The sequence below is a fragment of the Streptomyces sp. NBC_00988 genome (genome assembly GCF_045162645.1).
Classification (GTDB): domain Bacteria; phylum Actinomycetota; class Actinomycetes; order Streptomycetales; family Streptomycetaceae; genus Streptomyces.
The window spans coordinates 3,602,149-3,622,447 of record NZ_CP108730.1 but is presented as its reverse complement, the minus strand read 5'-3'; the positions used below and the strand labels follow the sequence as shown (position 1 = coordinate 3,622,447).

The 20,299-nt window shown below is 67.8% G+C and carries 18 protein-coding genes; 10 read left to right on the top strand and 8 right to left on the bottom strand.

Features of this window, described 5'->3' with window-relative positions:
* The first annotated feature begins 157 nt into the window (after positions 1 to 157).
* The 4 genes from OG496_RS16465 to OG496_RS16450 all read left to right on the top strand — a co-directional run bounded on the left by OG496_RS16465 (position 158) and on the right by OG496_RS16450 (position 3,663).
* Positions 158 to 1,414: an XRE family transcriptional regulator gene (locus OG496_RS16465; RefSeq protein WP_405971380.1), complete on the top strand. Its 1,257-nt coding sequence runs from the start codon at positions 158 to 160 to the stop codon at positions 1,412 to 1,414.
* Positions 1,414 to 1,932 (top strand): GNAT family N-acetyltransferase, encoded by a 519-nt coding sequence (locus OG496_RS16460; protein ID WP_405971379.1) that lies wholly within the window; start codon positions 1,414 to 1,416, stop codon positions 1,930 to 1,932. Before OG496_RS16465 ends, OG496_RS16460 begins: the two co-directional genes overlap by 1 nt.
* A gap of 430 nt (positions 1,933 to 2,362) precedes the next feature.
* The gene (locus tag OG496_RS16455) at positions 2,363 to 3,085 is read left to right on the top strand and encodes an SMI1/KNR4 family protein (protein WP_405971378.1); all 723 of its coding nucleotides are present in this window, start codon (positions 2,363 to 2,365) and stop codon (positions 3,083 to 3,085) included.
* A 134-nt stretch (positions 3,086 to 3,219) separates the two neighbouring features.
* Complete coding sequence (locus tag OG496_RS16450) at positions 3,220 to 3,663, top strand: hypothetical protein (protein ID WP_405971377.1); 444 nt, start codon at positions 3,220 to 3,222, stop codon at positions 3,661 to 3,663.
* Between the two features lie 8 nt (positions 3,664 to 3,671).
* On the opposite strand, the gene OG496_RS16445 is transcribed toward OG496_RS16450, so the two are convergent.
* Positions 3,672 to 5,414 (bottom strand): IS481 family transposase, encoded by a 1,743-nt coding sequence (locus OG496_RS16445; RefSeq protein ID WP_405971376.1) that lies wholly within the window; start codon positions 5,412 to 5,414, stop codon positions 3,672 to 3,674.
* A gap of 694 nt (positions 5,415 to 6,108) precedes the next feature.
* Between OG496_RS16445 and OG496_RS16440 the strand changes: the two genes are divergently transcribed.
* From OG496_RS16440 to OG496_RS16425, 4 genes are all read left to right on the top strand, one after another.
* On the top strand, positions 6,109 to 6,546 hold the full coding sequence (locus OG496_RS16440) for a hypothetical protein (RefSeq protein WP_405971375.1): 438 nt from the start codon (positions 6,109 to 6,111) through the stop codon (positions 6,544 to 6,546).
* Positions 6,543 to 8,246, top strand: coding sequence for a tetratricopeptide repeat protein (locus OG496_RS16435; protein WP_405971374.1), 1,704 nt, complete (start codon positions 6,543 to 6,545; stop codon positions 8,244 to 8,246). Before OG496_RS16440 ends, OG496_RS16435 begins: the two co-directional genes overlap by 4 nt.
* 208 nt (positions 8,247 to 8,454) lie before the next feature.
* Entirely contained in the window at positions 8,455 to 9,174 is a 720-nt protein-coding gene (locus OG496_RS16430; protein ID WP_405971373.1) for a hypothetical protein, read from the top strand.
* Positions 9,175 to 9,390: 216 nt separating this feature from the next.
* The gene (locus tag OG496_RS16425; protein WP_405971372.1) at positions 9,391 to 9,900 is read left to right on the top strand and encodes an SMI1/KNR4 family protein; all 510 of its coding nucleotides are present in this window, start codon (positions 9,391 to 9,393) and stop codon (positions 9,898 to 9,900) included.
* Between the two features lie 233 nt (positions 9,901 to 10,133).
* Here the strand turns inward: OG496_RS16425 and OG496_RS16420 are convergent, their stop codons facing one another.
* On the bottom strand, positions 10,134 to 10,505 hold the full coding sequence (locus OG496_RS16420; RefSeq protein WP_405863277.1) for a hypothetical protein: 372 nt from the start codon (positions 10,503 to 10,505) through the stop codon (positions 10,134 to 10,136).
* A 930-nt stretch (positions 10,506 to 11,435) separates the two neighbouring features.
* Between OG496_RS16420 and OG496_RS16415 the strand changes: the two genes are divergently transcribed.
* Positions 11,436 to 12,389, top strand: coding sequence for a MerR family transcriptional regulator (locus OG496_RS16415; RefSeq protein WP_405971371.1), 954 nt, complete (start codon positions 11,436 to 11,438; stop codon positions 12,387 to 12,389).
* Positions 12,390 to 12,460: 71 nt separating this feature from the next.
* On the opposite strand, the gene OG496_RS16410 is transcribed toward OG496_RS16415, so the two are convergent.
* From OG496_RS16410 to OG496_RS16400, 3 genes are all read right to left on the bottom strand, one after another.
* On the bottom strand, positions 12,461 to 14,143 hold the full coding sequence (locus OG496_RS16410) for a rhamnogalacturonan lyase B N-terminal domain-containing protein (protein WP_405971370.1): 1,683 nt from the start codon (positions 14,141 to 14,143) through the stop codon (positions 12,461 to 12,463).
* 94 nt (positions 14,144 to 14,237) lie between these two features.
* Positions 14,238 to 15,095 (bottom strand): hypothetical protein, encoded by an 858-nt coding sequence (locus OG496_RS16405; RefSeq protein WP_405971369.1) that lies wholly within the window; start codon positions 15,093 to 15,095, stop codon positions 14,238 to 14,240.
* Positions 15,092 to 15,658: a SigE family RNA polymerase sigma factor gene (locus tag OG496_RS16400; protein ID WP_328684118.1), complete on the bottom strand. Its 567-nt coding sequence runs from the start codon at positions 15,656 to 15,658 to the stop codon at positions 15,092 to 15,094. Before OG496_RS16400 ends, OG496_RS16405 begins: the two co-directional genes overlap by 4 nt.
* 264 nt (positions 15,659 to 15,922) lie before the next feature.
* On the opposite strand from OG496_RS16400, the gene OG496_RS16395 reads away from it, so the two are divergent.
* Entirely contained in the window at positions 15,923 to 17,374 is a 1,452-nt protein-coding gene (locus OG496_RS16395) for an NCS2 family permease (protein ID WP_405971368.1), read from the top strand.
* 69 nt (positions 17,375 to 17,443) lie between these two features.
* Here OG496_RS16395 and OG496_RS16390 read toward each other — a convergent pair whose 3' ends face one another.
* The 3 genes from OG496_RS16390 to OG496_RS16380 form a co-directional block, all read right to left on the bottom strand.
* Positions 17,444 to 18,901 carry a peptidoglycan D,D-transpeptidase FtsI family protein gene (locus OG496_RS16390; protein WP_405971367.1) on the bottom strand — a complete coding sequence of 486 codons (1,458 nt, stop codon included), beginning with the start codon at positions 18,899 to 18,901 and terminating at the stop codon, positions 17,444 to 17,446.
* 87 nt (positions 18,902 to 18,988) lie between these two features.
* Positions 18,989 to 19,462 carry a GNAT family N-acetyltransferase gene (locus OG496_RS16385; protein WP_366494304.1) on the bottom strand — a complete coding sequence of 158 codons (474 nt, stop codon included), beginning with the start codon at positions 19,460 to 19,462 and terminating at the stop codon, positions 18,989 to 18,991.
* A 3-nt stretch (positions 19,463 to 19,465) separates the two neighbouring features.
* Positions 19,466 to 20,239, bottom strand: coding sequence for an IclR family transcriptional regulator (locus OG496_RS16380; protein ID WP_366494305.1), 774 nt, complete (start codon positions 20,237 to 20,239; stop codon positions 19,466 to 19,468).
* Positions 20,240 to 20,299: the final 60 nt, after the last annotated feature.

Genomic DNA, 20,299 nt, shown 5'->3' with positions numbered 1-20,299 from the left:
TGGACCTCAGGGGTGTCGGTGGACGACGGCCTCGCTCAAGTCAACGGCTGCGCACCCGTGACAAGGAGGAAAAGTCGGCCCCGTGCGCATCGTGGGCAACCGGAAATTTCTCGTCACTCACACCTACTCACGGGGGTGGAGTGGCTACCGTGGGTGCATGGAGGGGAACGCGAGCCTCATCAACGCCATGCGCGAGTCGGCCCTCAAACAGGCCGAGTTGGCCGAGGCTGTCAACGACTTCCTGCGCACTCGCGGAGACGAAGGAACGGTGAGCGACCGGACCGTCCGCAACTGGCTCACCGGAAAAACCCGCTGGCCCCACCCCCGTCAGCGCGAAGCCTTGGAGGCAGTATTCGGTTGTACAGCCGAGGAGTTGGGCTTCAGCCCGCCAGCGGCAAGACCCACCACCACCGAACCGGAGACATCCGTGAGGCGCAGAAACTTCCTCGCGGGCACCGCTGTTGTCGCCGCGGCGCCCATCCTGGATTCGCGGCCGACCTCCGTCGGCACCTCCGACGTGATCCGCCTCCGTAGCGGACTGGATGCGCTGATGGCCCTGGATGCATCCAGAGGCGGACACGAAGACCTGGAGCGGTCGGCTCTCGCCGGCGCGGACGAGGCACTTGGCAAGGTCGTGCAGGCCGCTTCCCAGCGCATCCGTCAGCGGCTGTACTCCGTTGCCGCCAACTACCTTTCGACTGCCGCGTGGGCTGCCATCGACGGCCGCCAACTCGACCGTGCCCAGACCAGGTTGGACCGCGCCCTCTACCTCGCCGGGATGGCCAAGGACCCCGTCGTAGAACTGCGCGTCTGGAACTCGTACGCGATGCTCGCCCACCAGCGGGACAGCTTCACTGATGCAGTGGACGCCGGGTACGCGGCCCAGGCGACGACCATCGCCAGGCGGGATCCGTTCTACGGCTCGCTCGCCCACGCCCGTACGGCCGTTGCCCATGCCACCGTCGGCGACCGCCAGGCCACCATCAGGTCCCTCGGGTATGCGGAGGAGGCATTGGGTAAGGCGACCGACGACGAGACCCGCCCGAGCTGGGTGGGCTTCTACGGGGTGGCCGAACTGACCGCGATGGCGGCCATCGCGCGGGACCGGATCGGGGACTCCGCCGAGGCGGAAGCGGCCTCCCACAAGGCGTTGAGCGGCATTCCGAAACCCTTCAAGCGAAACCGTGCCCTGGCCACGGCCCGGCTGGCCCTGACGCAGGTCCACCAGAGGGATCTCGACCCGGCGTGCACGTCGGCCTCGGAAGTCTTCGAGCTGATGTCCGGCCACCCGATCCCCGGCCGTATGCGGTCCCTTCTCGGCGACTTCTACCGGGACTTGATCACTCTTGCGCCGGACGCGTCCATCGCCCGAGAGTGGGGAGACCGCTATCGATCCGAATGGAGCCGAGCCTGATGCCCGACCTGGACGTCCGTCGCTACAGCCGTGAGGACCTGCCGGAGATCCGGCAAACGATCATCGACATTCACGCGGATGCCCAAGGCGAGCGACTGGACGAGTTCCGCAAGAAGTTCCCCTGGTTCGTCGACCAGTGGGGCTCACGCGAGGGCTACTCCTGCGTGATCGCGTGGGACGGGGACACGGCCGCTGGGTTCGCGTACGGTGCGCCGGCGGTTGAAGGCCGGGAGTGGTGGCGCGAGTACGTCGACCCTGCACCCGAGAAGACCTTGACCTTTGCTTACTCCGAACTGGCCATCCGCCAGGCGTACCGGAAGCAGGGCATCGCCGACCTGCTCTCCCGGGCTCTGCTGGAGGAAAGGCCCGAGGACTTGGGCGTCCTCCTAGTGGACGTCGAACACCCTCGCATTCAGGCGCTGTACGAGGACTGGGGCTTCAAGAAGGTGGGCGAACAGCGCCCCTTCCCGGACTCCCCTGTCTTTGCTGTGATGCTGGCTGAACTGCCCCTGGAGTGAGACAAGAACAGAGAGGACCGCCTTCTTTAGACCGGGGTAAAGGGGGCGAATTGGCCGAGTTGGACGAACGCGAGCAGGTTGTCGTACCCATAGTGCTCTGTTGCGGGCGTTGAGCCGCTTTTCAGGTAGCCCCGCCCCCGTCGTACTGCTGCGAGGGGATTCGGCTTGCGCGACCCGCGTGCGCGCACGCACGACCTCAAGCCCCGCAGGCCCCATGCGACCGTTGTCGAGTCTCTGTTGACGGGTGACGGGTGACGGGTGACGGGTGACGGGTGACGGGTGACGGGTTGGCGTCGGGGGAGGCTTGAGTTGTCTGACCTCGAAATCTTATGTGGGCGGTGGGTCAAGTCGAGGCGTGAACGGTCACGAGGCCGGGCCCCGAGGCCTCCCTGTGTGGTCGGGTAGTGGAGGGGGCGGTAGCGTCCTCGGCATGCTGGACGACCCTGACGTGTCTGCGGTGCTGCGGGGCGGGGTACAAACTCGCTCCCAGGCATGCGACTTCGTGCGCTGGTTCGCCGACGCGTGGACGGGCTGTCCACTGCGGTCGGAAGACGGTTGCACCGAGGGCGAGTTGGCCGTCACAGAAGCCGATCTGGGCTTCGAACTCCCGGCCGCCTTGCGCGAAGGTCTTCATCTCTTCGGCCGGCGGGACGACCTGACCCGACAGCAGGACCCCCTGGTCCAGCCGACTGGACTTTACGTCCATGACGCCTTGAACGGTGTTCTGGTCTTCCGGCGCGAGAACCAGGACTGCGCGTGCTGGGGGATCCGACTGGACGAGATCGAGCAGGAGGATCCGCCAGTGGTGGTGGAATCGCGCGAAGGCTGGATTCCCTTCCTCGATCGGATGTCCCTGGCCTGGGTGGAACTCGTGCTGAGTGAGTCACTCTTCGGGACGGACAGCCTCTACGACGCCTGCGAGCTCCCGGATGCACTGGTGCCGAGCCTGCACGCTCGCTATGCGCGGGTAGACCTGCCCGATCATCCGATGTGGGCGAGCAAGGACGATTCACCGCTGCGCTGGTACGCAGCTCCCGGCCGACTGATACGCCGCGACGGCATCGAGGACCAGTCCTGGATTCACGCGCATGGACATACACCTGCCGATCTCGAAGCCATCCGCGCAGAGCTCCCTGGGCCGTGGGTCTACTGACCCCAAGCCGAGGCAAGCACCGTCCGAGACAAGACAAGCCCCACGCAACCGTGTCGAGTCTCAGTTGATGGTTGACGGGTTGGCGTCGGGTGATGCTTGACGTCTGTCCTAGACATCGTGGCTTACTGGCTGCCATGGCGGACCGTTTCCCTGAGATCACCTCCGTGCAGGAGTTCATCCGGCTGCGGGAGAGCGAGGACCCGGCGGAGTACAACCGCTCGGCGTGGGCAGCGATGCCGCTGCCTGTCTGGTGGGACCTGGTGCGTAACCATCCCGACATGCGTTTCTGGGCTGCGCATAGCAGGACGGTGCCGTCGGAGATCCTGACCGAACTGATCAATGATCCGGACTGGCGGGTTCGAGACCGGGTGGCCAGTAAGCGCAACTGCCCGCCTGAGCTGCTGGAACGGCTGGTCGACGATCCGCATGACACCGTGCGGAGGCTCGTTGCAGGCCATCCGAACTCGCCACGGTCGGCGGTAGTGCGTTTGGTTGATGACCCGTGGCCGGTCATTGCGCAGGAAGCCCTCGCCCGGCTGGCCAACTGGCCGTCCGTGCAGCCGTCCGAACCCTCCTGACGGAGCGATCACACGATCTTCCGGCGGTTGTGTTCGCCGGATTTACGGACGACCACCTCCTTCCTGGTGACACGGGGGACGGTGGTGATCAGCTCGGTTCCCTGGAAGACGCGGATCGCTTCTTCGTCCAGGTGGGCGGTGACGACCTGGCGGGCATGACCGCGGCCGAGCTGGATGCGCTGTCCGGCGACCATGAAGCCGCCGGTGCTGCTGACCGTGCGCTCGGGGATCTGCGCAGTGGGAGGCGGTAGTTGCGGTGGCGGTCCGGCCGGACGGCCGCCTTGCAGACGGCTGCAGGCCGAGGGCGGCAGCGGGCTCCGCAGGGTGGCCTTGAGGACCCTCTGTCCGTCGAGGACCTGCAGCACCCGCCCGTCCAGCCGCAGGGTGACGCGTTGTCCGGCGAACGGCCAGCCGATCAGGACTTTGTCGCCGCCCAGGCCGACGTAGCCGACCGCGTTGACGGTGCGGTCCACCTCCACCGCCCCACCCGTCTTCTGCGCCGGGCCGGGGTCGTCCGGCCAGGGCCCGGCCCGGCGGGCGTCACCACTGGCCAGCAGGGCCTTGAGGTCCCGGCCGCACAGCTTCGAGGGCAGGGTCTTGTGGCGGGCCCCGCCGATGAGGACGTGCAGCCGGTTGACGTCGATGCGCAAGGTGACTGCCGTGCCGGCCAGGGCCGGACCGAACCAGATCTGCTGCCCGCGCAGGCTCAGGTTCCCCGAGGCGGGCACCACCCGGTCCACTTCGACGGCACCGATCTCTCCCTCGGCCAACGGCCAGGCTGCGGGCGCCGGTTCAGGCGGCGGATCCGGCGGTGCCGCGGAGGCGACCAGGTCGAGGCGGGCAGGCAGAATCACCGGCAGTGCTTCCTGCTCGGCCCGCGGCCTGGGAACGAACCGGCTGACCGGGACGGCCATGTCCAAGGACTGATGCGGCCGCATCCGGTTGTAGTCCGCCAGCCAGACATCCACCGCCGCCTGCGCTGCCGCCGGGTCCGCGAACGGGGCGCAGCCGTCGAGGAGTTCACGCCGCAGCGTCTGATGGAACCGCTCGATCTTCCCCGTGGTGGTCGGGGACCTGGGCTTGGTGAGCCGGTGGGCGATGCCGTTCTCCCGGCAGATCCGGTCGAACATCGTCTCCCCGGGCCTGCCGGAACCGAACCGGGCGGTGAACTGCTTGCCGTTGTCGGTGAGCACCTCTTCCGGCACTCCGAACCGCAGCAGTGCCTCCCCGAAGGCCAGACACACCGCGCGGGCCGTGGCCCGCTCCACCACCTTCGCGATCACCATGAACCGTGAGTGGTCGTCGATCCCGGTGACCATCTTGCACTCGCCACCGCCCGCGAGCAGCACCCCGCCGACGATGTCCATCTGCCACAATTCCATCGCCGCAGACCGCTCCCACCTGCGGTAATCCGACCGTCTCCGCCTGCGAGTGCCCGGCTCGACGAGCCCGTTGCGCACCAGGACCCGATAGACCGTCGCCCGCGAGGGAACCGGGGAGATGCCCCGCCGTTCCAGCTCGTGCACCAGCCTGCGCGGACCCCAGCCGGGATGCCGGCGCCGCAGCTCACACACCACCGCCTCCACCTCCCCGGCGATCCGGTGCGGACACGAGACGGGCCGATGCGACCGGTCCGCCAGCCCCGGCAGGCCCAACTCCTCGTACTTGCGCACCCAGGCATGCACCGACTGCCTGGAGACCCCATACCGGGCCGCGACCTGAGTGACCGCAACCCCCGCGGCAACCTCCATCACCGCGTGATACCGCTACTCGACCACGCTCAACTCCACCAGCACGGCCCCGGCCCTCCCCATGCGCCACATCCAGGCGCACAGCCAAGCCGAGGCAAGCGGTGTCAAGCATCAGGTGAAGCCGCAGTGTCAACTATCAACCGAGACAGGACAAGCCCCACGCGACCGACTGAGTTACAACTTTCTCTACTGGTTCAAGGCGCCGCGCGAGCGCGGCGCGCGGCGCTCGTCCGGCCCGCGCGCCGCCGCTCCTGTCTTCGCCCCGCTCCGGCGCGCGACCCGGCCGGCGCCGCAGCCAGGCAGCCACCCAAGGGAAGTTAGTCACAGACGCGGGGCTCCGCCCCACACCCCGGCCCTCTCTCGGAGGGGAGGCGGCCCGAGGTCATGTGCAGGTGCGTCGTGGTTGGGGGTGGTGGGGCGTGGGGTGGGTCCCTCCTCGGCCGGGCCCCGGAGGCGTACCAGGAACCTCCAGGGGCCGCCAAGGCCAAGCGCAAGCGTCACGATGTGAGCCTTGGCGGCCCCTGGAGAACCCTGGTCCGGCGAAGCTGCCCGACCGAGGAGGGACCCACCCCACATGCGCGGTCGTGTCGCGGAACCGCAGCGGGCGGTTTCGGCGTTTTGCACTCACGGAGTGTCGTGTGTTCCTACGCTGGGCCACCGGCACAGGTCAAGTGACGGGCAGTCAGGGGCAGGCATGAGTGCGGAGATCGTTCAGCTGGTGGAGCAGGCCGAGCCTTATCTGTCGGCCGCGGTGGGCGCATACGGGGCAGCGGTATTCAGCCGGGCCCAGGACGTGGCTGTGGACGCGGCGGCCGATGCGACAGCGAGTCTGGGGCAGCGGATTCTGCGGGCAGTCTGGCACCGCCGGGACGACCAGGGCCGCGCCGCTTTGGAGACGGCTGTACAGGAGGCTGCCGAGGAGCCGGACGAGGAGGATGCGGCAGCGGCGTTGCGGCAGCAGCTCAAGCGGGCCTTGCGGGAGGACGCGGAGCTGGCGCGTGAGGTGGCTGCCTTGCTGCCCGCAGCGGGTGGGGTGACGGTGAACGTGTCGGGGACGCGGGCGATCGGCGCACAGCACATCGGCATCGCGGCCTCCGGCGACAACACCACCATCCACCCAGCCCAGCAGTGAGCGCGCCGGTCCCGGGTGAGCCGGTACGGGTGGAGGCGTCCGGTGAGCGGCCGATCGGGGCCGAGTCGATCGGGGTGGCGATCAGCGGGGACAACGCTCGCGTCGTGATGCTGCTGCCTGAGGCCGTGCACTGGGCGCGAACCGTTCAGGCTCACCCGGGGGCAGGGTTCTTGCCGGAGTCGGTGTCGGGGGTCTTCGTCGGCCGTGAGCAGGAACTGACCGACCTGCGGGCGATGCTGGCGGGCGGGGGCTCGGCAGCGGTGGTGCAGTCGCGGGTGCGGGCGATTCACGGGCTGGGCGGGGTGGGCAAGAGTGCCCTGGCCCTGCACTACGCCGACCGCTACCGCAGCGCGTACACACTGGTGTGGTGGATCACCGCCGAATCCCCTGAATCAATCGTGACCAGCCTGGCGGATCTGGCCATGCGGCTGTGTCCGCAGTGGGCGCAGGCGGCCGGGCCGGACGAGCGGGCGGGGTGGGCGATCACCTGGTTGCAGGCACATCCGGGCTGGCTGCTGGTTTTCGACAACGTCGAGGACCCCACGCACCTGCGCCCCTACCTGGGCACCCTGGCTGGCGGGCACCATCTGGCCACTAGCCGCAAGGCCACCGGATGGCACACCCTGGCCCCCACCATGGCCCTGGGCCTGCTTCCCCTGGACGAAGCCGCCGACCTGCTGTGCACCATCGCCTTCCCCAGCCGTACCCCCACGGGTGAACAGAGGGAACAGGCGCGGCGGCTGGCCGAGGATCTGGGGCGTCTGCCGCTGGCACTGGAACAGGCCGGCGCCTACGCCTACCGGACCGGCATCGACCTGGACACCTACCGCCGCTCCCTGGGGCTGGTCCTGGATGAGGACCGTGACGTCATCGACCCCGCGCGGACTATCGCCCGGATCTGGGAGAAGACACTCACCGCCATCACCGGCCGCGACCCGCTGGCCGTCACCCTCCTGTACACCATGGCCTGGCTGGCCCCCAACGACATCCCCCGCACCCTCCTCACGCCCCTCGCCCCCGACCCGATCGCATTGGGCAACGCGCTGGGAGACCTGCACACCTACAACATGATCGCCTTCACCGACGACCGCCACGGCGTCAGCGTCCACCGCCTCGTACAGACCGTCCTACGCACCCGCACCCCGGCAGAGCCAGAGACCGACGCCTACGCCCCGGGCCGCTCAGAGGCCGAACAGGCCGTCCGCCAGGCCCTGCCCACCCCGCCGGACGGCCACCTGCCCGAACCCGCCGCCCCGTGGGAGCGCCTGCTCCCGCACGTCCTGGCCCTGGCCGAGTCCACACCACCGGACAGCCCCGCCTCGGCCGACACCGCCGACACCTATTATCAGGCCGCCCAGTACCTGTACCGGCAAGGCCGCGACGCCCACACCATCCCCCTGCGCACCGCCACCCTCACCCAGTCCGAGCAGGTACTGGGCGACACCCACCCCGACACCCTGACCAGCCGCAACAACCTCGCCCTTGCCTACCGGTCGGCGGGAGACCTGGGCCGGGCCATCCCCCTGTACGAGGCCACCCTCGCCCAGTCCGAGCAGGTACTGGGCGACACCCACCCTTACACCCTGACCAGCCGCAACAACCTCGCGACCGCCCGCCGAGAAGCCGAAGCTGAACAGCAAGGAAATCCAACAACCCCAGCAACTGCCACCAGCCCTCAACAACCCCCACCAGCCGCGTGACCAGTCCAGTGGACCTCAGCGACTGGCCCCGCCCGTAGTCCGGATCGAAGAGACCGTGCCAGACCCGTGCCAGATCGTGCGGGGAACCACGGGGATCAAGACAGCGACCTACAGAGCACAATGTGGCCCCGCCACAGGTCAGCCGCGTGAACCGCCGTGGATCACCTGAGCTTCCCAAGCTCAGGGCTCAGTCCGACAGAATGCGGGGGTGTCCCTTGACGCCATTGACTCCGTGGACTGGTCGACGATACCCAACCCAACGTGGGACCAGTGCGACGAACCGGAACGGGTTGCTCACGCACTACGACTGCTGACGGTGTCCACCACGGCCAACGAGACGGGCGACGCCGCGTCTCTGCTTGCCGATGGAGGATTCGTCTGCAGCCACGCTGCCATGGTGTTCCCAGCGGCCTACGCTGCCACCCCGATCCTGCTGGATCTCGTCGAGCATGGCCAGCGGCCGCGCATCAAGGAGGCAGCCCTCGGGCTCCTGGCAGACGCACTGGGCTACTTCCCGACCGCCGGCCACAACCGGGTGGACACTCCCTACGGCACAGACATCCCGCTCTGCTGCGCCATCGCGCGCCTCATCCGCGGCCGTCGCAGCGCTCTCCTCGCCCACGGGAATCGCGGTAAGCGACTCCTGGCAGAGGCAGAGCTTCACTGGCGGATGACCATCGAGGAGACAGAACTCCAGCCTGGCGGCACTCTGACCGCCCTCGCCATGCTCGAAGGCACACCCTTCGAAACACCGGGCGAGGCCGAGTTTCACAGCCCGCTTTCCGAACGACCTGCAGCCTCCGTGTGGATCGACGCACTGACGGCCGACGTCTCAGGCGCCGCGTGCTTCCAACTCGGCCGCATACAGTACGAGGCCCTCCCGGGTTCGGTCCTCTACCCAGCTGAGTGCGGCCGACGCGAGCACTGACCTCGTTGCCAAGTCTCAGCGGTCGCACCACAACCGCACCAGGTCGAGCGGGGAACCACGGTGTAGGCGGCCTGGGCCGGGCAAGGCCTCACAGTGACCGTTCGCTCAGATCAGCGGCCGAACCTCCCACAGATGCTCGCAGCTTCCCAATCTCAGAGCGCGCACTGCTGTGTTGACGATCTCGACAACCCGAACAGCGTCACCGAGGATCACGATGTGACCGACGACGAACTGATCCTGGCTACCCGTGCACGCGTGGCCGGCCGGGGGCTCCCCGGTCCCGCGTCCGCCGAGGACGTCACCACGTTCGAGCGAATCGTGGCCCACCCAATGCCCGAACTGTTGAAACGGATGTACCTCGAAGTCGCCAACGGCGGCTTCGGCCCGTCGAAAGTGCTGTCCCTCACCGACACAGGCAAGTGGTACGGCGACCGCGCGGACACCGCCATGGCCTACGACGACTTCGCCGCCGACCCCGACTACCCACTCCCGCCGGGGATCGTGCCTCTCATGAACCGCGGCTGCGCCATGTGGACGCTGATCGACTTCCGCACCGCAGACGGGCAGATGTGGGACTGGGATCCCAACCTCTGCTGTCTCCCACACGCCCTCGCCCCACTGGAACAGTCACTGGCCCAATGGCTCACCGACTGGCTGCACGACGTCATGCCCGATGGACCCTACCCACACCGCGAACTGTCCAGCCGGGATTGCCCGCACTGGTGACGTCCGGGACGAGTACGCCGTCTCACTTTCCGTCTCATTCAGCACCGTTCACGGCCATTCAGGCGAGACCCGAAGTCGTCTCCGCACCGGCGACCGACCGCCCATGAACCTTGGTGAACGCCCCCGCACGTACCCCGCGACCCCACCACCACAGTTGGAAAGCGTGCTGGGGGATCATGCCCGTCATCGACAAAAGCGCGCGCCGTCGACAGATCACCTGTGCCTCTGTTGCGTTACATCTGCCTGGGGTCCTGTCCAAGGATGACCGGATCTTCGGCGCGCAACCGAAACGCTGCCTGCACACCCAGGCTTTCACGCGCAGCGATGTAGTACTCGTCGCGCTTCTCCTGGAACTGCCTGAACGCCCGCGTCCAGTCCTCTGCCGTACCCGAGCGCATGTCACGAACGAACTGCTCCAGCACCCATGCGTGGCGTTGCAGCGTCCGCGCCGCCGAAATGGTCCCAGCGTCCCCCATGAGAAGAACAGCCTCGAACGCGTACCCACGCTCCAACTCGGCGTCGGCCAGGCGCTCCAAACCAACGTCTCCCGTCAAGGGTTGGGGAAGGTCAAAGAGCCCTTTGCCCGCTGCCAGGCGGCCAGCCACCGACGTGAATCTCTTGATGGAATCGGCATACCGAAGGTAAGCCTCCAAACGACGCTCGTCCCATCGGGTCGAGAGCTGGCGTCGCCATCGTGATCTCTCTGTCAACGCTCCGCCCACGTACGACGCAGCCGCGCCCACAAGCACACCTGCCAAGGCGAACAACTCTCCCGACATGTCCCCCCGATCAGATAGACACAGCCTGGACACTACTTGCGGAGCCTCACAGCCGAAAGAGCGATCTTCACACCGGCCGTCGCCGGGCGACGGCAGCACGCGGCCTACCTCGGTCAAACCCGCCAGCCTGCCGCTGCTATGGGCAAACACCGCACCACAAGCGCACCAGATCCAGCGGGGAACATCGGGGAATCACGGTGAAAGCGGACCGGCCCATCGAGGCCGCGCCCTATCCGTCCGACCAGGTCAGCACCCACCCCGCCGCCAAATGCCCCCAGCTTCCCAAGCTGATGGCTTTCGCGTAATCACGGTCGGCCGCCGCGGGCCTGCTCTTGGCGACAGCGGGAATAGCGTGGCTGAGGGCAGCCGGGGCGCAGCGAGGCATTCGCGCATCTGATCGGTCTGCCTCCCACCGCCGTGGCTGACTGCCGTCGGATGGGGTCCAGACGTACCGTATGAAGGTGTTCGGGATTGGTCCTGCGTGGTCCATGCTGGGCTGTCCCTGGGCCGCCCGAGGTCGCTCGGCAGTGGCCCACGATGACCGATGACACCGGCTTGGGCTCATCGCAGTGATGCCCTGACCAAAACCTCATCTCCCGGAGATCCTCGACAAGCCCCAGAACGTCTCGACCGCGTTCAAGGTAGGCGGACTCGACGGTCGCCAGCACCCGGCAGTAGTCCTTGCGGACCTTGAGGTGGCCGTCGGCGGGCGAAGGCGCTTGCGTCTCCCGTAGAGGGAGACGCAAAGGTGGGTGCATGGACGGCGACACGCTCTACTCGATCGGTGAACTGGCTCGGCGGACCGGGCTCACGGTCAAGACCGTTCGGTTCTACTCCGATCGCGGGATCGTGGCGCCGACGGACCGCAGCCCGGCCGGCTACCGCCTGTACGGCATCGACGCTGTCGCACGCCTGGACCTCGTAAGGACCTTGCGCGAGCTGGGACTTGACCTCTCCACGATCCGCCAGGTCGTGGACCGGGAGCTCTCGCTGCCCGAGGTCGCCGCGTCGCACGCCGAGGCGCTGGCCGTGCAGATCCGCGTCCTGCGCCTGCGGCATGCGGTGCTGAGGGCGGTGGCCGAGCGCGGGTCCACACCTGAGGAGACGGAACTCATGCACCGGCTGGCCCAGCTCTCCGAGGACGAACGCCGACGTCTGATCGGCGATTTCCTCGACGCCGCATTCGGCGGTCTCGACGACGCCGTCCCCGCATTCGCCGGGGTCATGCGCTCCATGACCCCCGAACTGCCCGACAACCCGGAGGCCGAACAGGTCCAGGCGTGGGTGGAGTTGGCCGAACTGTCCCTGGACCCGGGCTTCCGCGCCTCCGTTCGGCGGATGGCCGAGGACCAGGCGGCTGAGCAGGTCCGGGGCGATACGACGGTCCCGCGCCGCGACATCGCCGCGGCCGTCCGCGACCAGGCCGAGCCGGCCCTGACTGCCGGCATCGACCCGGCCTCACCTCAGGCCGATCCGTTCGTCGCGGCGTTCACCGCGCATTACGCGCACCTCCTCGGCCGTCCCGACGGCATCGAACTCCGCCACCGGCTGGCGACTCGGCTGGAGAGTGTCAACGACCCCCGCAGGGAGCGATATCTCCAGCTGCTCGCGGTGGTCAACGGCTGGGCGGCCCCGGAAAGTCTCGCCCCCGTCTTCGACTGGTCCGTCCAGGCTCTGCGCGTCCGGACACCGCGGCGTACGAGTCCCTGAGATCCAGGGACAACGCAACGCCCCCACCGGTCGTCACCGGCAGGGGCGTTGCTCTGCTGACCGAGGGGGGCTCAGGTCAGCAGGTCTATGCAGTCGAACGACGTTCCCGGGCTGAGGAAGCCCGACCCCGTCGAACCACTGACGACGTTGATCTTCAGGACGTTGTACTGCGTCGCATCCGAACTCCACGCACTGGAAGGGACGTTGAAAACGAACGTGTGGTTGTTTCCGCGGTACGAACCCGTGGTGAGATCGCGCGTCGAGGGTTGGGTGGGTGGAGTGGGGATCGACGAAACCCAGTCGTTCACGGTGACTTGGGGGCGGGCGTTGATGTACGCCGTCGTCACTCCGATCCGCAGCGTGTGCGCTGCGGTGGCCTGCGCCGCAGTGAGCTTGAAGTACACAAGTACCCCGTTGTTGACGTCCTTCCAGATGTACGCCGGGAAGGACGCGGCCTCGTTTCCGCTGCCGATCGTGACGTTGCCGGTCCACTTCGCCGCGCGGGTGTCGGAGGGGTGGGCGTACGTCATCAGGTCGGCGTTCTTGAACTCGCCTGGTGTGCCGTCCCAGTTGCCGAGTCGCCAGACGGTCGACGCGGCGGACGGGTCGCCGGTGAGGGTCAGGGTGTGGAGTGAAGTCGTACCGCCTGCCGTGACCGTCACCTGCCCTGTGTGCACGGCTAGTTCGCCCTTGAAGACGGTCAGGGTGTACGTCCCTGGAAGCATCCCCTTGCAGGAGAACGCGCCGGTGCCGGCCGTAGCCTTCGCCCAGTACTGTGCGTCGGCGTTCGAAAAGGCCACCGTGTAGGGGTAGTTGGCATCCATGCCCTTCAGGCCGACGCCCGCCACCTTCCCCCGTCCCGCCTTGCCGACCCAGCCCGTGATGCCGAGCGAGTCCGCCCAGGAAGTGTCGAGGTTCGCCGCGAAGAGGGAGGGGGACGGGGTGCCGCCGTCCGTGAAGGCGACCACGAACGGGCCCTGTAGGCCGAAGCGTTCGGGCTCCGTCTGGGCCTCGTTGTAGTGCAGGATCTCGTACAGCCCGGCCCCGCCCTCGTTCGAGTGGCGCAGCAGGGAGCGGTAGAACGGGCCGCCGGACGCCTTCTCGTGGTTGGAGCGGACGACCCACAGGCCGACCGAGCCCGTCGTGAAGCCGACGTGGTCGTAGTCGATGGTCCGCTTGCCCGAGTAGTGCTTCGAGCGGGTCGTGCCGTCGGGGTGCTTCCAGACGTCGCCGGCCTCGATGATCGTGTCGGTGGTCGAATCCCACGCGTCCGAAGCGGAGTTGGGGAACAGCCCCGGCTTCACGCGCACGATGTAACGCGTCGCGGTGAAGGACGCGTCCGCCTTGTTCGTCCACAGGTAGACGTTGTTCTCGCCGCTGCGGGCCGCGTACCACTGGGTGATCGCCCCGTGCGCGACCTTCACCAGGATCGTCGACCCCGACTGCCTGATCGTGACCGTGGAGGCGCCTAGCCCGGACTCGACGTGCGAGTGCATGCCGCCGTAGCCCTCGTACTCCTTGCCCTTGTAGGCCAGGGACGTGATGTCACCCGTCGACTTGGAGACCTTGAGGACGAGTGAACTGCCCGTGGTGATCACGTAGTTGGAGCCGTCGTCGGTGTAGCCGAACGCGGCGGCGGAGGCGGAGGAGAGGAGGCCGGTGCCGCCCGCGACGGCCGCGCCGGTCGCGGCGACACCGATCGCGGAGGCCCCGAGTACCCGCCTGCGGGTGAGGTGCTTCTTGTGCGTGCTCAAGCGACTTGCTCCGTGTGACTCCGTGCGAGAGGTACCTTGCGCCTCTTGGTCGTCACCGGCGGAGAAAGGGTTGCCGCCTGCTTGAGATTTCTGTCTACGACTTCTGCGCCGCGAAGTCGCCCTTCACCGCGAGCTGTTGGCCGGTCGCCGTGCCCGCCGCCGAGTAGCTGTCGTCCTTGGCGTCCCGGCCGCCGCGCGCATGGTTGTACTGCCCGGCGAAGACCCAGTCCCCGACCGCGACCGTACGGCCCTCCTTGAGCACCCACGTGTAGACCAGGAAGCCGTCCTGCTCCGTCACCGTCTGCGTGAAGTCCTGCTCGGGCAGCGAGCGCCAGGCGCCCGACGAGGTGACCCCGCCGGTCTGCTTGACCTTCAACTGGACGGTGAGTGCGGTGAGTTGCTTGGTGGTCTTCAGGGTGACGTCGCTCTGCGCCCAGAAGTCGTTGCTGCCCGGGTCGATCGAACCGTCCGACCAGAGTGGGCCGTCCTGGGTACCTGACGCGGGCGGCAGTACCGGCGCGGAGGGTGACGTGGTTGCGGACTTGGTGGGGGAGGCGCTCGCCCTGGGAGAGTCGTGCGAGGTGTCGCCGGAACCCGAACTCGGGCTCGGGGCAACCGGTTTGACCGGGGTACGGCTCGTCGCGTCCGGCGACGGCGTGGGGGTCGGCGTCGGTGAGACGGAGACCGTCTGCTCGGCGGGGGAGTTGCTCTTCACCGCGGACGCCACCGCGTAGCCGCCGATCGCGAGGACGCTCGCCACCGCGGCCGTGGCGCTGACCACCCGCACCCAGCCGAACACGGGCGGCCGGGTGGCCCGGTGGTCGGGGCGGGACTGCGCGGCCATGCTGCGTTCGAGCCGCGCCAGGATGCGGGAGCGGTCGGGTTCGTGTCCCTCGGCCGCCTCGTGCAGCCGGGCGATCAACTCGTCGTCGTGCACGTCCTGGTGCCTCATCGGGTCCTCCCTCCGGTCTCGCCGCCGCGTGCCAGCGCCGCGTGCATCCGCAGCGGAGGGCTCTGCGGACCGAGCAACCGCTGCAACTCCGCCATGCCCTTCGACGTCTGGCTCTTAACCGTACCGACGGAAACACCGAGGGCGAGCGCGGTGTCCTTCTCCGACAGGTCGAACGCGTGCCGCAGCACGACACAGGCCCGCTTGCGGAACGGCAGCCTGCGCAGGGCCTCTTGGACGTCGACCACGCCGGCCACGTCCGGGTTCTCGGTCTTCTCCTCGCGCTGCGACCAGAACAGGGCGACCCGCCGCCGCTCACGCACCGCGCTGCGGATCCGGGTGCGGGCCAGATTGGCGACGACCCCTCGGGCGTAGGCCGCGGGATGGTCGGCGGCGCGCACCCGGTCCCAGCGGTGCCAGAGCGCGAGCAGCGCGTCGGCCGCGAGATCGTCGGCGGCGTCCGCCTCACCGGTCAACAGGTGGGCGAGGCGGGACAGTTCGGCGTAGTGGCGTTCGAAGAAGGCGTGGAACTCCTCGGAGGCGGCGTCGTCGACGACTGTGCCCACGGCGGACCTCTCCTCGCTGCGGTTTGTGAGTGTCATGTAGATGACACGTGTTTGTTCGGGGATGATCCCGACGAGATCCGGAAGCGTAGCAGTGATCAACTGGCCGATCTGGTACGGACCTTCGAACAGCGTCTGGCAGGCCGACCGCAGACTGGCGGGCCGACCTCGATTCCGTAACACGGGGAAAACCTGAAACAGGTTCAACGCGGGAACAATCCAGCCAGCATCCGCGCACCGATCATTGAAGCCACGAGGAGTACCCGCATGTCCGAGTCACAGAAGGTGGCCGACCGGCCAAGTGCCGAACCACCGGCGACGAACGGTGTCGACCGGTTCTTCAAGATCTCCGAACGGGGATCCACCTTCGGCCGTGAGATACGCGGCGGCTTCGCCACGTTCTTCACGATGGCCTACATCCTCGTCCTGAACCCGATCATCCTGGGCAGCGCCAAGGACAAGTTCGGGCACACGCTCGACACCGGCCAACTGGTCACCGCCACCGCCCTGGTGGCCTGTGTGATGACGGTCATCATGGGCGTCGGCGGCAACCTGCCGCTCGCGATCGCCGCGGGTCTCGGCCTCAACGCCGTCGTCGCCTTCCAGTTGGCGCCGCTGATGAGCTGGCCCGACGCGATGGGTCTCGTCGTCATCGAGGGCGTCCTGATCTGCGTGCTGGTCCTCACCGGGCTGCGCGAGGCGATCATGAACGCGATCCCGCAACAGCTCAAGCAGGCCATCGGCGTCGGCATCGGTCTGTTCATCGCGTTCATCGGCTTCGTCGACGCCGGCTTCGTCAGTCGTATACCGGACGTCGCCGAGACCACGGTCCCCGTGCAGCTCGGTGCCGTCGGTCATCTCACCGGCTGGCCCGTTCTCGTCTTCTGTCTCGGCGTCCTGCTGACCATCGCGCTGTTCGCCCGCAAGGTGAAGGGCGCGATCCTGATCAGCATCGTCACGATGACTGTCCTCGCGATCATCATCAACTCCGTTGCCGACATCAAGAGTTGGGGCCTGATGACCCCCAAGGTGCCGGACAAGATCGTGGCCGCGCCCGACTTCGGACTCATCGGCCACTTCAGCCTGTTCGGCGCGTTCGGTGAGACCAGCGCGATCACTGTCGTCCTGCTGATCTTCACGCTGATCCTGTCCGACTTCTTCGACGCCATGGGCACGATCGTCGGTATCAGCGCGGAGGCCGGTCTCCTGGACGAGGAGGGTCAGGTGCCGAACATCGGGCGCGTCCTGTTCATCGACGGTGCGGCTGCCGTCGCCGGCGGGCTCGGGTCCGCGTCCTCCAACACCGCGTACATCGAGTCGGCGTCCGGGGTCGGTGAGGGGTCGCGTACCGGGTTCTCGAACCTGATCACCGGGGGGTTGTTCGGGCTGGCGTTGTTCCTGACGCCGTTGCTCACGATCGTGCCGCTCCAGGCCGCCGCGCCCGCGCTGATCGCCGTCGGGTTCCTGATGATGACCCACGTCAAGCACATCGACTGGGACAAGTACGAGATCGCGATACCGGCGTTCCTGACCATCGCCGCGATGCCGTTCACGTACTCGATCACTGACGGTATCGGTGCTGGGTTCATTTCCTACGTCGTGATCAAGGCGGTGCTTGGTAAGGCGAAGGAGGTCAACTGGTTGCTGTGGGCGGTGTCGGCGCTCTTCCTGGTGTACTTCGCTATTGACCCCGTTGAGCAGATTCTCGGTGTGAAGTAAGGGTTGCTGCGCGATCGGCTGACGGTTTGTCGCGGCTGGTCGCGCAGTTCCTCGCGGCCCTTAACCGCGTTACTGCAAGGCCGCTTTCATCATGGCCTTGGCCACCGGGGCCGCCAGGCCGTTGCCGCTGATCTCCGACCTCGCCGCGTCCGACTGCTCCACCAGTACCGCCACCGCGACCTGCTTGCCCGTCGAGTCGGACTTGCCGTACGCGGTGAACCAGGCGTACGGCGACTGGTCGTTGTTCTCGCCGTGCTGGGCCGTACCCGTCTTGCCGCCCACGGTGACGCCCGCGATCTCGGCGTTCGTGCCGGTGCCGTCCGTGATGACCGTCTGCATCGCCGACTGGAGTTGCTGGGCCGTGCGCGAGCTGACGATCTGCTTCGTCGTCGTAGCGTCGTCGTAGTTGTGGACCACATCGCCGCCGCTGTCGGTGGTCTCGGACACCATGTGTGGGGAGACCAGCTTGCCGTTGTTGGCTATGGCTGCGGACACCATGGCCATCTGGAGCGGGGTGGCGGTCACGTCGTACTGGCCGATGCCGGTCAGGGCCGTGGACGACTTGTTCATGTTCGACGGGTACACGCTCGGGTACGCCCGCACCGGGATGTCCAGCTTGTCGTCGTTGAAGCCGAACTTCTCGGCCATCGCCTTGACCTTGTCCTGGCCCAGGTCGACGGCCATCTTCGCGAACACGGTGTTGCACGAGTACTGGAGCGCGACCCGGATCGAGGCGTTCGTGCAGGGCGCGGAGGAGCTCTCGTTCGTCAGCTTCGTGACCGTGCCCGGCAGGGTGTACGGCGAGGGGCTCGTCGTCTTCTCGTCCACCGAGGAGTACAGCCCGTCCTCAAGGGCGGCAGCCGCCACGACCAGCTTGAACGTCGAACCCGGGGGCAGCGGCTGGCGCAGCGCGCGGTTGGTCAGCGGCTTGTCGGAGTCCGCGGTGAGCTGCTTCCATGCCGACGCGGCGGTGTCGGCGTCGGTCAGCGCCGAGGGGTCGTAGGACGGGGTCGAGACGACGGCGAGGATCTTGCCGGTCGTCGGATCGATCGCGACGGCCGCGCCCTTCTTGTCGCCGAGCGCGTCGTACGCCGCCTTCTGCACATCCGGGTCGATCGTCGTGACCACGTTGCCCGGGGCGGCCCGCTCGCCGGTGACCGTGTCCATGGCGGTCTTCAGGCTGCTGTCCGTGCCGTCGAGGAGATCGGCGTAGATCCCCTCCAACTGCGTCGGTGCATAGCTCTGCGAGGCATAGCCCGTCACCGCCGCGTAGAGCTCGCCGTCCGTGTACGTGCGTTTGTACGCGAGGTCGCTGTCGCTCCCCGTCCGTGCCGAGCCGGTGATCGCGTTCCCGGCCACGATGATGTTCCCGAGCGGGTCCGCGTACGTCTCGATCGCGTTCCGCCGGTTGTCCTTGTCGTCCGCGAGTGCCTGGCCGTCGTAGAACTGCACCCAGGTCGCCCGCACCAGGAGGGCGAGAACGAGGAGCAGTACGAAGACGGAGGTGCGCCTGATCGTCTTGTTCATTCCGCTCCGAAGACGACCGGACGGGAACGAATCGTTCCCTTACACGGCTTTTCTCATCGAGTGCTCATGAACCCGCTCGTCGAGCGTTCATGAGCCCAGCGTCAGCAACAGCTCGTCGATCTCCTCGCCCCGCGCGTTCGCGAACCCCCGGTCGTGCCCGGTGACGCGGAACCCGCACTTCTCCAGCACCCGCCGCGAGCCCGCGTTGTCGGCCGCCACGCGCGCGTACAGCGGGCGTTCGGGCTCCTCGGCGAGCAGGTCGCGCAGCGCGGCCGTCGCGATGCCCTTGCCCCAGTAGGTGCGGTCGATCCAGTACGTCACCTCGCGCTCGCCCGGCTCGCCGTAGACCGCGGCGCTGCCCACGACGTCGCCGTCGGCGAGGACCGTGCGGTTCAGGACGCCGGGCAAGGCGCGGATGCGCTTCCAGTGGGCGTCGAAGGCGTCCCTGTCGGCCGGGTCCTTCGCGGTGAAGGCGGCCATCCGGACGGACTCGGGGTCGTTCATCTGCCGGAAGAAGACCGGCAGATCACTGTCGTGGACGGGACGGAGTGCTACCTGCATGGTTCAGAGCCTCCGGGTGGCGAGGGTCAGTCGGTCACGGGCGTCGAACAGGGCGTCCTTCACCATCTGTTCGTGCGCGGGCGTCAGCCGGGCCACCGGCACCGAGCAGCTGATCGCGTCCCGCGCGGGGGTGCGGTACGGGATCGCGACGCCGAAGCAGCGCAGGCCCAGCGTGTTCTCCTCGCGGTCCACGGCGAAGCCCTGGTCCCGGACCTGGTGGAGTTCCTCGATGAGCTTCTCGCGGTCGGTGATCGTGTGCTCGGTGAGCGCGGGCAGCGTCTCCGGGAGCATCTTGCGGACCTGCTCGTCGGAGTACGTGCTCAGCAGCGCCTTGCCCAGCGAGGTCGAGTGCGCGGGGAGCCGGCGGCCGACGCGGGTGAAGGGCCGTAGATAGTGCTGCGACTGGCGGGTGGCCAGGTAGACCACGTTCGTGCCGTCGAGGCGGGCGAGGTGGATGGTCTCCGTGGTGTCGTCGGAGAGGCGGTCCAGCGTCGGACGGGCGGCTGCCACGACCTCGTCGCCGTCGATGTACGACGTGCCCACCAGGAGTGCCCGTACGCCGATGCCGTACCGCGTGCCCGTCGCGTCCGTCTCCACCCAGCCCAGCTCCACCAACGTGCGCAGCAGCATGTACAGACTGGACTTGGGATATCCGACGGCCTCCTGGACCGACGCGAGGGAGTGCATACCGGGCCGGCCGGCGAAGTATTCGAGCAGCTCCACCGTCCGCACCGCGGACTTGACCTGTGCCCCGCCGCCTGTCTCGCCTGCCGACATCGCCCTTGACCCCTTCGTTCGACGGGAAATAGTCTCCGAGAGCATATTCATCATCAGAGA